At 42.6% G+C, this 11,998-nt stretch carries 14 protein-coding genes; 5 read left to right on the forward strand and 9 right to left on the reverse strand.

Annotated elements, in window-relative coordinates; genetic code table 11:
* Positions 1–33 precede the first annotated feature (33 nt).
* Entirely contained in the window at positions 34–372 is a 339-nt protein-coding gene (locus tag JMX95_RS00470) for a RidA family protein (protein ID WP_055124581.1), read from the forward strand.
* Positions 373–974: 602 nt separating this feature from the next.
* On the opposite strand, the gene JMX95_RS00475 is transcribed toward JMX95_RS00470, so the two are convergent.
* Both JMX95_RS00475 and JMX95_RS00480 read right to left on the reverse strand, forming a co-directional pair.
* Positions 975–1,787, reverse strand: coding sequence for an enoyl-CoA hydratase (locus JMX95_RS00475; protein ID WP_201559764.1), 813 nt, complete (start codon positions 1,785–1,787; stop codon positions 975–977).
* Positions 1,788–1,979: 192 nt separating this feature from the next.
* Positions 1,980–2,480 carry a lactoylglutathione lyase family protein gene (locus JMX95_RS00480; protein ID WP_201559765.1) on the reverse strand — a complete coding sequence of 167 codons (501 nt, stop codon included), beginning with the start codon at positions 2,478–2,480 and terminating at the stop codon, positions 1,980–1,982.
* A 107-nt stretch (positions 2,481–2,587) separates the two neighbouring features.
* Between JMX95_RS00480 and JMX95_RS00485 the strand changes: the two genes are divergently transcribed.
* On the forward strand, positions 2,588–3,457 hold the full coding sequence (locus JMX95_RS00485) for a LysR family transcriptional regulator (RefSeq protein WP_201559766.1): 870 nt from the start codon (positions 2,588–2,590) through the stop codon (positions 3,455–3,457).
* An 88-nt stretch (positions 3,458–3,545) separates the two neighbouring features.
* On the opposite strand, the gene JMX95_RS00490 is transcribed toward JMX95_RS00485, so the two are convergent.
* Both JMX95_RS00490 and JMX95_RS00495 read right to left on the reverse strand, forming a co-directional pair.
* Positions 3,546–4,682: a glycerate kinase gene (locus JMX95_RS00490; protein ID WP_201559767.1), complete on the reverse strand. Its 1,137-nt coding sequence runs from the start codon at positions 4,680–4,682 to the stop codon at positions 3,546–3,548.
* Positions 4,683–4,702: 20 nt separating this feature from the next.
* Complete coding sequence (locus JMX95_RS00495; RefSeq protein ID WP_201559768.1) at positions 4,703–6,061, reverse strand: GntP family permease; 1,359 nt, start codon at positions 6,059–6,061, stop codon at positions 4,703–4,705.
* A gap of 226 nt (positions 6,062–6,287) precedes the next feature.
* On the opposite strand from JMX95_RS00495, the gene cobT reads away from it, so the two are divergent.
* From cobT to JMX95_RS00510, 3 genes are read left to right on the forward strand one after another with little or no spacing between them, the layout of a single operon-like run.
* Entirely contained in the window at positions 6,288–7,340 is a 1,053-nt protein-coding gene (gene cobT / locus JMX95_RS00500) for a nicotinate-nucleotide--dimethylbenzimidazole phosphoribosyltransferase (protein ID WP_227675914.1), read from the forward strand.
* A complete protein-coding gene (locus JMX95_RS00505) occupies positions 7,340–8,260 on the forward strand; it encodes an adenosylcobinamide-GDP ribazoletransferase (protein WP_201559770.1) in 921 nt (306 codons plus the stop codon). The genes cobT and JMX95_RS00505 overlap by 1 nt, the downstream gene beginning before the upstream one ends.
* 37 nt (positions 8,261–8,297) lie before the next feature.
* On the forward strand, positions 8,298–8,849 hold the full coding sequence (locus tag JMX95_RS00510) for a histidine phosphatase family protein (RefSeq protein ID WP_055124253.1): 552 nt from the start codon (positions 8,298–8,300) through the stop codon (positions 8,847–8,849).
* Between the two features lie 76 nt (positions 8,850–8,925).
* Here JMX95_RS00510 and JMX95_RS00515 read toward each other — a convergent pair whose 3' ends face one another.
* The 5 genes from JMX95_RS00515 to JMX95_RS00535 all read right to left on the reverse strand — a co-directional run bounded on the left by JMX95_RS00515 (position 8,926) and on the right by JMX95_RS00535 (position 11,908).
* The gene (locus tag JMX95_RS00515) at positions 8,926–9,174 is read right to left on the reverse strand and encodes a hypothetical protein (RefSeq protein WP_055124252.1); all 249 of its coding nucleotides are present in this window, start codon (positions 9,172–9,174) and stop codon (positions 8,926–8,928) included.
* 270 nt (positions 9,175–9,444) lie between these two features.
* Positions 9,445–9,954 carry a 50S ribosomal protein L9 gene (gene rplI / locus JMX95_RS00520; RefSeq protein ID WP_045446903.1) on the reverse strand — a complete coding sequence of 170 codons (510 nt, stop codon included), beginning with the start codon at positions 9,952–9,954 and terminating at the stop codon, positions 9,445–9,447.
* Between the two features lie 26 nt (positions 9,955–9,980).
* Positions 9,981–10,211 carry a 30S ribosomal protein S18 gene (gene rpsR / locus JMX95_RS00525; protein WP_010198808.1) on the reverse strand — a complete coding sequence of 77 codons (231 nt, stop codon included), beginning with the start codon at positions 10,209–10,211 and terminating at the stop codon, positions 9,981–9,983.
* Positions 10,212–10,227: 16 nt separating this feature from the next.
* On the reverse strand, positions 10,228–10,632 hold the full coding sequence (gene rpsF / locus JMX95_RS00530; RefSeq protein ID WP_045446907.1) for a 30S ribosomal protein S6: 405 nt from the start codon (positions 10,630–10,632) through the stop codon (positions 10,228–10,230).
* 280 nt (positions 10,633–10,912) lie between these two features.
* Positions 10,913–11,908 carry an RDD family protein gene (locus JMX95_RS00535; protein ID WP_201559771.1) on the reverse strand — a complete coding sequence of 332 codons (996 nt, stop codon included), beginning with the start codon at positions 11,906–11,908 and terminating at the stop codon, positions 10,913–10,915.
* Between the last annotated feature and the right edge of the window lie 90 nt (positions 11,909–11,998).

Consider the following 11,998-nt stretch of genomic DNA (forward strand, 5'->3'; position numbering starts at 1 on the left):
ACTTAAATTAATAAATTGAAGGTATATAACATGATTAAGAAGCTGCATAGCAATCAACGTATGAGCAAAACTGTAATCCATAACCAGACTATCTATTTGTGTGGTCAGGTAGGTAATGCAGAAGACGATATCAAAGCGCAAACATTGACTTGTTTGGAAAAAATTCAAACGTTGTTAGAAGAAGTGGGTAGCGATAAATCAAAGCTACTATCAGTAACGGTTTGGATAAAAGATATGGCAGACTTTGCTGCTATGAATGAAGTCTATGACCAGTGGTTTGAAGGCATTCAGCCGCCAGCTCGTGCTTGTGGCGAGTCTGCATTGGCACGTCCTGAGCTGTTGGTTGAGATGATTGCCATCGCCGCTGAGTAAGTAACAGATTGATTGTAGTAGTTGTTTAAAAAAGGCCATGATAGCGATATCATGGCCTTTCTTGTCATCTTATGGTTTGGTTGTGAATATGTTTTTATAAACGATCAAAGCAGATTAAGTCATATTTATTCAACTTATGTTTTATAATATTATGTATTTTTCACGTTACCTGTTATTATACGCCAGCAACAGTCCTGAGATAATTCATATATATTGAGAACTTGTAAAGTGCTTTAGCACTGATAGCAGCAATATTATGACTCTCTTTTTTAGCTAATTATAAGTTTGCCTTTTATTAAAGTTTTTGAGGAAATTCACGTGGAGTTCATAGGTGTTATTTTACTTGTCATCGCAAGCATCATGTGCATTATTTATAGTATTAAGTTAATTATTATAGCCTTCCAAGAGTCGGTACTGTGGGGGCTGTTATATCTATTTCTTCCATTTGCCAATTTATACTTTATTATCACTCGCTGGGCAGAGTGCAGTTCACCATTTTTGAGATCACTCATAGCCGTTGCATTTATGATTGTGGGCGCTTTAATGGCTTCATAATAATAGCAACGTCATCTTTCTTTAGTCAGAGTGTTTTTGTCAAACCGTTAGCATCCTTTCCATACGGCTTGGCGCTTTTCAACAAAGGCGTCAATACCTTCACTCACGTCGTCTGCCATCATATTACAAGTCATCACTTCACTGGCATAGTCATAAGCATCTTCGACGCTCATATTCAATTGCTTATAAAACATATCTTTGCCAGTTCTTACCGCTACTGGAGATTTGGCGGTGATAGCTGTGATTAAAGACTGCAAGACTTGCTCTAATTGTCCCGCTGGCGCTACTCGATTAATCAATCCATATTGCAAGGCGGTATGTGCATCGATAAACTCACCAGTAATCAGCATCTCAAACGCTTGCTTACGAGGTAGATTGCGACTGACGGCTACAGCAGGTGTGGAGCAAAAAAGCCCAACGTTTATCCCTGAAGTGGCAAATTTGGCTTCATTAGAGGCAACGGCTAAATCACAGGCGGCAACCAGTTGGCACCCTGCTGCTGTCGCGATGCCTTGCACTTTTGCAATCACGACTTGCGGCATACGATTAATAGTGAGCATCATGTGACTGCATTGTTGGAATAGGGCGCGCTGAAAGGCTTCATATGAATGTGCGCGCATCTCTTTTAGATTGTGACCGGCACAAAACGCTTTACCATTTGCTGCAATGACGACTACACGGATATTGTCATCTTGAGCGATACTGTCCAGTTCCGCTTGTAGCGCAGAGAGTAGCTCAACGGATAAGACATTGAATTGCTTTGGTCGGTTTAAGGTGAGAGTGACCACGCCACTTTTTCTATCATCTTTTCTAATAACGAGAAAGTCGTCCATGGCTAAGGCAACGTCAGAGTTTGTCATTTATCATCCTTGATAATGGGTTGTTTCGTTTGGTAGATGCTATGTATAGCTACCTAAATAGTAGCATGGCTTACCTCTTATATAATAGGTAAGCCATGTAGAAAGCAGACAAATAAAAATAGCGATCTCATATTCTGAGGTCGCTATTTGTTTATCAGTCAGATACACGCCAAGGCTGTATTTACACTGAACTTAGTATGCGCCTTCGCTATAAATAAGCTCGTAGCTGTGGCTGTATATCTCGACGATATTGCCAAACGGGTCTTCCATATAGATCATGCGGTAAGGCTTTTCACCAGGGTAATAATAGCGTGGTTTTTCCATACGCTTTTTACCACCTGCTGCAACGATGCACTCAGCCAACTCTTCAACATTTGGATCTTGAACACAAAAGTGAAAGATACCTGTTTTCCAATATTCAAAGTTATTTTCAGGGTTTTCTTGATTTTTAAATTCAAAAATTTCAACACCGATACGGTCACCAGTAGATAGGTGAGCAATACGGAAACTGCCCCAACCTGAACCGAATACTTCAGTACACATCTCACCAATCGGGCTATTATCTTCAACAATCTCTGTTGGCTCCATGATGGTGTACCAACCCATTACTTCAGTATAAAATTTTACGGCGGCTTCTAAGTCAGGGACTGACAGGCCGATGTGCGAAAAACTCCTTGGATAAACGTTGTTCATAGCTTTTGCTCCTGTTAGTTGTACTCTTATTTAACGTGAGGCCAGTATACAAACATACGATTATTATGTAAAATTATCAAATATTATATAAATAATTATGTATCGTAATGATAAATATCACATGGTTGCGCACTTTTTGTGCGCTTGCCGAGTTCGGGCACTTTACTCGTACGGCTGAACGCTTACACATGACCCAATCTGGCGTGAGTCAGCATATACGTAAGCTAGAAGATCAGTTGGACACAGACTTACTGATTCGTCAAGGAAAGCAGTTTTCACTGACCAATGCAGGTGAACAGCTCTATAAAGAAGCAGGGGAGATATTGCAGCGCTTATCAAATCTGGAGCAGCGCATCGGTGAAGATCCTCATTATGAAGGGTTGGTACGTTTGATGTCGCCTGGTAGTGTGGGACTCAAGCTATATCCGCAGCTTTTGACCTTACAACAGCAGCATCCAAAGCTAGTGATTGATTATCGCTTTGCTCCAAATTCTGATATAGAGAAGGCGCTTGCCAATCATGAGATTGACATTGGTTTTATGACGGATGTCTCAGATGAGGAGACAGTCAGTTGTAAGTCTATGGCTCAAGAAGCGCTAATATTAGTAACACCTGCAACTACGGTGGAGCCGAGCTGGGAGCATCTCACCGAGCTTGGTTTTATTGATCATCCAGATGGTGCACATCATGCAGGTATGCTGCTAAGCGCTAATTATCCTGGATTCCAGCACATCAATGATTTTGAGAAAAAAGGCTTTTCGAATCAGATAGGATTAATCTTAGAGCCAGTGAGTAGGGGTATAGGCTTTACCGTGCTACCTGCACATGCAGTGGCTGCTTATCAAAAGCCTGAGCTTATTAAAAACCATCATCTGCCTGTTGCCGTTAGCGAGACGCTATATCTTGCAGTAAGACGACAGCATGCACTCTCTAATAGAATGCATACTGTCATTGATGAAGTAACGAAATGGCTATAGATATTTTGAGAATGAATGATAAATGCACAGCTATCAAAGGTTAAATAGCTGTGCATTTAATAGAAGTCTCTTATTTAATAGACTATCGTTATTTCAAGTTTTGCCCAAGTTTGATACTTGCAGCGATATTTACAGCCGTGGTTTCAATATTTTCATAAGCCTGACTCAGTACGTTTTCAATGGTATCTACTTTTTGAATACTGGGCATGATGACCTCGAACTGGCTGGTTTGCGCAGGTTTGAGTCCGTCAACACTACCACAAATAGCAATGACTGGCGTATGGCTGGCTTTGGCAAGCTGACTGATACCACCTGCCACTTTACCCATGGCTGTTTGCGCATCGAGCTTACCTTCGCCAGTGATAACGAGATCAGCCTCTGCAATATGCTGCGACAAATGAGCCACCTCAGCAACTGTGTCAAAACCTGATTTTAGCTTAGCTTGAAAGAATGTCATCATCGCGTAGCCAAGACCACCAGCTGCTCCAGCGCCTTCGACATGTTGGCAGTCCTCATAACCGTGATGACCGCACATGGTGGCAAAGTGACTGAGTGCTTTATCTAAAGCTTTTACTTGCTCTGGACAAGCGCCTTTTTGTGGACCAAATACTGCGCTCGCACCCAAAAGACCACATAATGGATTGGTCACATCACAAGCGACTTCAAATACTGTGTCTAATACCTTTGCATGAAGATTTATATTATCAAGCCTATGTAGGCTGGCAAGTGCGCCACCACCATGAGTGAGTAGAGTGTCATTGATATCGTGAAAGGTGATGCCCAATGCCATTAGCATGCCAAGACCTGCATCATTGGTTGCGCTACCACCTAGACCAATCACGATACGTTTAGCTTCTTCTTCTAACGCATCAGCAATCAGCTCGCCGACACCGTAACTACTAGCAATGACAGGATTGCGTTCATCGCTTGTCAGTAGATGTAATCCGCAGGCTTGAGCAACTTCGATGACAGCCGTAGCGTCGGGCAATAATAAATACTTTGCCGTTATCGGTCTCATCAGTGGATCATTGACCACCACTTCTTTCCAGCGTCCACCCAATACATAAGACAGTACCACAGACGTGCCTTCGCCGCCATCTGCCATCGGCAATAGCTTATAATCAGCCTCTGGAAACACTTGACTGAAGCCAGATTGAATGGCGCGACAAACATCCAGTGCGTCTAAGCTTTCTTTAAATGAGTCGGGAGCAATTAAAATTTTCATGAATGTCTCTTTGAATCTCTTTAAATAAATACCAAGGTTAATAACCAGATAAAGACGATGCTGGTCACGCCTTGAATGCCCGTTGCCATAGAATGGGCTTTGTAAGCCTGCGCCACACTCATACGACTAAACTGACTGACAATCCAAAAAAAGCTGTCATTGGCGTGCGAGATAGTCATGGCACCTGCACCAATGGCCATCACACAAAATACGCGACCAAGCTCACTGTCGAGACCAATTTGATCCAATAGCGGCGCAACCATCGCAGAGGTGGTGACCAAGGCGACTGTGGTTGATCCTTGTGCCGTTTTTAGAGCAGCAGAGACAATGAATGGCATAAAAATACCAAGCCCTAACGCAGATAACGTTGTGCCCAAATAGTCACCAATAGGTGTTACTTTTAGCATGGCACCAAATGCACCACCTGCGCCAGTAATCAATAGGATAGGCGCTGCCACAACCAAACCTTGAGAGATGCTGTCGCTAATTTGCTGCGTTTTTTGCTCAGTGTTAATTAGCAAGAAAGACAAGAATAAACCAATCAGTAATGCCGTGAGTGGATTGCCGATAAACACTAAAATATCTGTCAACGTGCCACTGCCAAATGGTGCACTTGGGAAGTTCGCAACAGACGATAAGCAAATCAATACGATAGGGACAATAATAGGCAAAAACGCCATTGTTGCGGACGGCATGCTGCTATAGTCGTCGCGTGTCTTCATGTTTTCAGGCAAAGTCGCTGCTGGCGCATCCAGTGCGTCGATATTGTCGGGAGCGACATTCAAGAAGCGATTGGACCACCACCAGCCAGCCAGTACAGCAACCGCTGTCACCACCACACCGACCATAATAACCAAGCCTAAATTGGACTCTAGTCCTAAGTTACCTGCTGCGGCAATTGGACCTGGGGTTGGTGGTACAAAGGTATGAGTTGCGTATAAGCCTGTCGCTAAGGCAATGCTCATCGCCACACTGGATACGTGTAAACGCTCGGCCAATGTTTCTTTTAATGAGTTTAAAATAATATAGCCAGAGTCACAGAATACTGGCACTGAAACCACAGCACCAACGATAGACATGGTCAAAGTAGGGAAGCGAGGTCCCAAAACTTTGATGACCGTTTCTGCCATTACAATGGCGGCGCCTGTTTTTTCAAGGATTAGCCCTATGATAGTACCGAAGACAATAACCAGACCGATGTAACCTAAAATACCGCCAAAGCCATCAGAGATGGTTTTAGCAACGGTATTAAGCGGCACTTGGTAAAATAGCGCTACTAAAAAGGCTGATAATATCAATACTAAAAAAGGATGCCACTTTAACTTTGCTGTGGCAAAAATAATAAAAAGAATGGTCAGCACAAGCCAAAATACGATCATTACTGTCTCTACATGTAGGGTTGATAGCGATAATTGTGGATGCTGCTACTGAGCTATTATTTCATTAATAGCAGCATCAATAGGTATATGGATTTTTAAAGGGGCATATTCTATAGTAAATCCAAGCTGCTAGGGAATCTATTCGGCTCATATTTGATTTTATTCATGGTAAAGCTTAGATACTCTGCTAGTATGTGCTTTTTGCTTCACACGTACCATTATCAGGATGCCTACCTTGACCATATTTACTGCGCCTACTATAGCCAATATAGAAAATGATGAATTACGTCTGCAGCTACAGCAGATTATAGACCTAAAAACCAAGCCGCTGGGCGCGCTTGGGCGAATAGAGGCACTCGCTGTGCAGTTGGGCATGATTCAAGGAACGATCACACCGCATATTGAGCAAGCGCAAATACGAGTGTTTGCGGCAGACCATGGTTTGACTAAGCATGGTACATCAGCTTTTCCTAGTGCTGTCACTGCGCAAATGGTTCATAATTTTTTGCAAGGTGGTGCCGCCATCAACGTATTGGCACGCCAGCATAATATTGAGTTAAAGGTTGTTGACGCTGGGGTGGATGCCGACTTTGCTCCTCATCCAAAATTGCTAGATTATAAAGTTCGCCATGGTAGCCGAGACGCGCTAACAGAGCCTGCGATGACAGAAACAGAGTGTTTAGCAGCGCTAGAAAACGGCATGAAAGTCGTCAAGAATCTAGCGGGCAATCTGTTGATTGTTGGTGAAATGGGCATAGGTAATACTTCAGCAGCGAGTCTTTTGCTCGCAAGACTTGGCGACTTGTCTATTGCTGATTGTATTGGTCGCGGTACAGGGCTTGATGATGCAGGATTAGAGCATAAGACGGATATTTTGACGCAAGTATTAGAGTGTCATCAACAGGCACAAGCACCGTTTGATGTACTCGCTGCATTGGGCGGGCTTGAGATTGCGATGATGGCGGGTGCGCTGATTCAGGCTGCTAGTGAACGGCGTATTCTCCTGATTGACGGTTTTATTGCCAGTAGCGCATTATTGGTGGCTGAACGCCTAGCGCCCGGTGTTGCTCAATACGCGATTTTTGCTCATCATTCTGTTGAGCCGGGGCACGCGCATTTATTGAAATCACTAAATGCTGAGCCTTTACTTAATATGGGCATGCGCTTAGGCGAGGGTAGCGGGGCTGCGCTCGCGTATCCATTGTTGCAATCCGCTTGCGCCATTATTAATGAGATGGCAAGCTTTAGTGACGCTGGTATCAGTGAGCAAAACAACTGATGTCACAATCATTAAACAAACCATCAAATCAGCCATCAAATCAGCCATCAAATCAGCCATCAAATCAGCCATCAAATCAGCCATCAAATCAGCCATCCTCGCCTAGACGAAATCTTACTCAATTTATGAAGCATGAATGGATATTGTTACTGGTCGCCATTCAATTTTTAACGAGATTATCAGTACCGCCATTTAAACATTATAATCCGCAATGGTTGCATCAGAGCAGTCGCCATTTCCCCGCAGTCGGTTTACTGGTGGGCTTACTCTGTGCTGGCGTGTTTTGGCTTAGCAGTCTGTTATTTACGCCGCTAGTTGCTGCAGTGCTGAGCACAGCTTTTGGAATTAAGCTCACTGGCGCTTTTCATGAAGATGGTCTTGCGGATAGCTGTGACGGTCTCGGCGGTGGTCTGACTCGCGAGCGCACACTGACTATTATGAAAGACTCGCGCCTAGGTACTTATGGTGTATTAGGTTTGGTGTCGGCGCTATTACTCAAAATCAGCTTACTTACCTCGATGCCCATACCGATGGCTGTCATCGCGCTTATCATAGGACATACCGCGTCGCGTTTACTTTGCATTAGCCTGCTGTCTTTACTGCCTTATGGTGGAGAGATAGAACACGCAAAAGCCAAACCGATGGCGCAGCAGTTGACGCCAATACAAGGGCTATATAGCAGTGGCTGGCTAATATTGGCTATTATTTTAGTCGCCCTTATATTTCCCAATACGATGCAGCAGATTGGGCTTGCTCAATGGTTGTTAGCATTTATATTGGCGCTGATAGCCACTGACTACATGCGACGTTTATTGCGCAGGCGCTTGGATGGTTACACGGGCGATGGGCTCGGCGCGACGCAGCAGCTTAGTGAAATTGCTATTTATATCGGACTGGCTGCTTCTATACCGTTTATCTGATATAAAAATGATGCTCAAAATAGGATAGTAACAGCAAATGATTTTTCATATTTGGCGTCATCCCAAACCGATGAATACTGAAGGAATTTGTATTGGACAAACGGATGTCGGCGTCGATAAACGTAAGTTGAAACGTCTTGCCAATAAAATCGAGCGCTTTGTGCGTTTGCATCAATTGCCAAAAACAATTTGGGTCAGCCCCTTACAACGTTCACTAAAAGTCGGGCAAATATTAGCGCAACGTGGTTTTGAGTGTCGAGTCGCACCTGAATTGGCTGAGATTCATTTTGGCGAATGGGATGGATGTCGGTGGGCGCAAATCACCAAGCAAGAGATTGATGAGTGGTGTCATAATTTTGCACATTTTGCCCCCAGTCATGGAGAGAGCTTGCAGCAGCTATTTGAGCGTGTTGAAGGTTGGTTGGTTAAGATTTCAGCTGAACAAGAAGATAGCCCAGTATTAGTCATCGGTCATACAGGCTGGATAAATGCAGCCAAGATAATAGCTGCTGACCAAGAAGTGCCGAAAACAGCCGCTGAGTGGCCGCGCTCTGTCGCATATCTATCCTGTAATCGTATTGATATTTAATTAAAAAACGGCCATTATGTTGACCGTTTTTAAATTTTGAATGCTTTTGAGTGCTTTTGAATAATTTAGGAGGCTGCTAGCTTTCAGCTTGTAGCTCATCGATTTTTTCAAAGTAGGCTCTCTCGTTTTCTGCTAATCCTAGGTTTGAATCAAAGCTCACATAAATGCCTCTATCATCCAGTGTTGCATACCAGTGGTCTGCATCATTATCGGTTAGGATTTGAAAGTATTTATTATTAACGATTCTACCCACCTTATAAATTTCACCTTCGCTATAAAAGTGATTGCCTTGGGTACATCGTAATTTGTCGTCAGTATTTATCATGTCATTGCAGCCTATCGTTATCTAAATAAAATCTATCAATCAAATACAACGAGCATATCAAGTCAGGTGACAATAATAAAGATGACTTTATAGGTAGTATCTTATTGTTAAGTATAGGCTTTCCAAGCTATTTATTACAAATAGTTGCTAGAATATATCACTGTTCAAGATACCTGATAAAATCTTAAATTAAACGCGATAGCAAAACGCAAAAAAGCCAGCAACATGACGTTACTGGCTTTTTTAGACTAGATCTAGATATTCAAAAAATTACTCTTCTGAATAATCTTCGTTCTCGTCTTCAACTTCTGTTGCTGACTCTTCGTTGTCGCCATCTTCAGAAAGAATGGTAACTAGAATAGTAGCGGTAACGTCATGATGTAGCTGAATATCAACATTGTATTCGCCAACTTGACGTAAAGTGCCTTCAGGAAGCTTGATTTCAGCACGGTCTACTTCTAGACCTGAGTTAGTCAATGCTTCAGCAATATCGCGAGTACCGATAGAGCCGAATAGCTTGCCTTCGTCGCCTGATTTAGCACGCATGATGACATTAACGTCAGTTAGCGCATCAGCACGTTCTTGAGCAACAGCTACTTCTTTGGCTTCTTCAGCTTCAAGCTCGGCACGACGTGCTTCGAACTTTTCAATGTTAGCTGCAGTAGCAGGTAGTGCTTTACCCAAAGGGATAAGAAAGTTACGTCCGTAACCTGGTTTCACATCGACAGTTTCACCGAGTTTACCAAGGTTGACGATACGCTGTAACAAAATAATTTGCATGAGTCATTCCTAGTTAAAATTAACGGTTAACCCTGATGGTTATCAGTGTATGGAAGTAGCGATAAATAACGAGCTTGCTTGATAGCAGTAGCTAGTTGACGCTGATATTTAGTAGATGTACCGGTAATGCGGCTTGGTACGATTTTACCATTATCACTGATGTACTGTTTTAGCAATTCAACATCTTTATAATCGATGTGAGTGATGCCTTCAGCAGTGAAACGGCAGAATTTGCGACGGCGATAGAAACGTGCCATGAGTATTCTCCTTTAATTAGTCTTCACTGTTGTCGTTGTCGTCATTATCGTTTTCACGACTGTCTGGACGACGAGTAGTTGCTTTGCGTGCGCGTTTTTCATCGGCATTCTTGGCTAACTGCGACTCTTCAGTGACAGCGTCGTCACGGCGCATAACTAGACTACGAATGATCGCGTCGTTATAACGGAATAATTCTTCAAGTTCAGCTAAAGTTTCACCGTCAGTTTCAATGTTGAAAAGAACGTAATGAGCTTTGTGAATCTTGTTGATTGGATATGCCAATTGACGGCGGCCCCAATCTTCTAAACGATGAATAACACCGTTGTTGTCTTGAACTAACTTGATGTAGCGCTCAACCATGCCGACCACTTGGTCGCTTTGGTCTGGGTGTACAAGTAACACCAGTTCGTAATGTCGCATTATGACTCCTTACGGATTAGTAGCTATTAACCCTATGTTAATAGCAAGGAGATTTATAAGGTAAGCCCGATTTCTAGCTATTATTATAAAAAATAATAAGAAATAAGCTTAGTTTATAAAGCGCCGTATTATAACAGTACTCGGCAACTAACACAAAGGTTAATCACTGAGCCACCGTTAATAAATTATAACAATAATTAAAAATGCTCGGTTCATAAAAAAGCAGCGATATCGCGCTGCTTTTTTATCAAAATAATAAGATGGATTGTTAATAAACAAGCTATTTTATTTTTGGTTCTTTCACTAACTGACTGCTATCTGCTTTTACCACTAAGGTTTTGGCCAACTTGTCATGCCAACCGATATTTTCAGGGCTTTTCGATGCCATGTAATAATGAATAGCAATAATCACGAACCCTAAGAAGCTGGTAAACGAGAACAATAAGTTATAAATAATAAACAATAACAAAGTACGCACACCAATAAGCTTGGTAAAAGAGGGCAGCCGATGAGTGGTTTGATCCACCACGCGAATACCCGTAATCAGCTTACCGAGTGACTGACCACGCAGTGTGATAAATACCAGTTGTAGCGCAAATAAGCCAAATACCATCACTTGCGACATCATCAATGTGCTACTAGGAAGACTCTCCATCAGTGTCATTGAATACTGATAAGCCGCATCCATGTCTTGGATATTTTGGAATTTGGTATAATCCACATCCATTTTTGTCAATGCCATCACTAGCGGAAAAATAGCCAGTAGATAGAGTAATCCATTGATGGCTGTTGCTAATACTCGCGACATAATCGGTGCAAGTACCACATTGCCGACGACTTTGTCTTTGCTAGACGCAGCCTGATTGCTATTAGCCTTGTTTAGTGACACATTATTGTGCGGTGTTTGCTGACGATTGGTGGTCATGTCAGCTTTCACATTTTTATCCGTGTCTTTCGGACGTTCAGGCTTGCCATACAATCTATCTAATGAAACTGATTTGCTATCCGAGCTATTGCTAGCGTTATCTTCAGGAAAAACAGTTACATTATTGATAATAGAGTCATTAACCTGAGGCTTGCCAAGGTTGGTAGGTCGATAAACCGTTTGATTATTGGTCAAGTTACCGACACGCTGCCATTGGTCTAAGCCTTCATGCCACATCAAATCATCCAGCAGTACTTCACCAGATGCCAACATGATATTTAGCTGCTCCAAATTGTAGGGACCAGCTTGTACGTTATTTCGAGCAAGGAAAATCTGCATAATTGCCTGCATAGTTAGTCATATCTTAAGTCACTATATATGATACATAATATTAGGGTCTATTTAATATTTTTCAAATAGACCCTAATCATTGTTTCTTTA

This window comes from Psychrobacter sp. NC44 (assembly GCF_904846655.1).
Taxonomy (GTDB): Bacteria; Pseudomonadota; Gammaproteobacteria; order Pseudomonadales; family Moraxellaceae; genus Psychrobacter.

What these genes read in the sequence shown, in the direction of transcription:
- JMX95_RS00495 (WP_201559768.1), bottom strand. Translation starts at nt 6,061, where the DNA reads ATGATCGTATTTTGGCTTGTGCTGACCATTCTTTTTATTATTTTTGCC.
- rplI (WP_045446903.1), bottom strand. Translation starts at nt 9,954, where the DNA reads ATGCAAATTATTTTGTTACAGCGTATCGTCAACCTTGGTAAACTCGGT.
- JMX95_RS00510 (WP_055124253.1), top strand. Translation starts at nt 8,298, where the DNA reads ATGATTTTTCATATTTGGCGTCATCCCAAACCGATGAATACTGAAGGA.
- JMX95_RS00515 (WP_055124252.1), bottom strand. Translation starts at nt 9,174, where the DNA reads ATGATAAATACTGACGACAAATTACGATGTACCCAAGGCAATCACTTT.
- rpsR (WP_010198808.1), bottom strand. Translation starts at nt 10,211, where the DNA reads ATGGCACGTTTCTATCGCCGTCGCAAATTCTGCCGTTTCACTGCTGAA.
- JMX95_RS00535 (WP_201559771.1), bottom strand. Translation starts at nt 11,908, where the DNA reads ATGCAGGCAATTATGCAGATTTTCCTTGCTCGAAATAACGTACAAGCT.
- JMX95_RS00475 (WP_201559764.1), bottom strand. Translation starts at nt 1,787, where the DNA reads ATGACAAACTCTGACGTTGCCTTAGCCATGGACGACTTTCTCGTTATT.
- rpsF (WP_045446907.1), bottom strand. Translation starts at nt 10,632, where the DNA reads ATGCGACATTACGAACTGGTGTTACTTGTACACCCAGACCAAAGCGAC.
- JMX95_RS00480 (WP_201559765.1), bottom strand. Translation starts at nt 2,480, where the DNA reads ATGAACAACGTTTATCCAAGGAGTTTTTCGCACATCGGCCTGTCAGTC.
- JMX95_RS00490 (WP_201559767.1), bottom strand. Translation starts at nt 4,682, where the DNA reads ATGAAAATTTTAATTGCTCCCGACTCATTTAAAGAAAGCTTAGACGCA.
- cobT (WP_227675914.1), top strand. Translation starts at nt 6,288, where the DNA reads ATGCCTACCTTGACCATATTTACTGCGCCTACTATAGCCAATATAGAA.
- JMX95_RS00505 (WP_201559770.1), top strand. Translation starts at nt 7,340, where the DNA reads ATGTCACAATCATTAAACAAACCATCAAATCAGCCATCAAATCAGCCA.
- JMX95_RS00485 (WP_201559766.1), top strand. Translation starts at nt 2,588, where the DNA reads ATGATAAATATCACATGGTTGCGCACTTTTTGTGCGCTTGCCGAGTTC.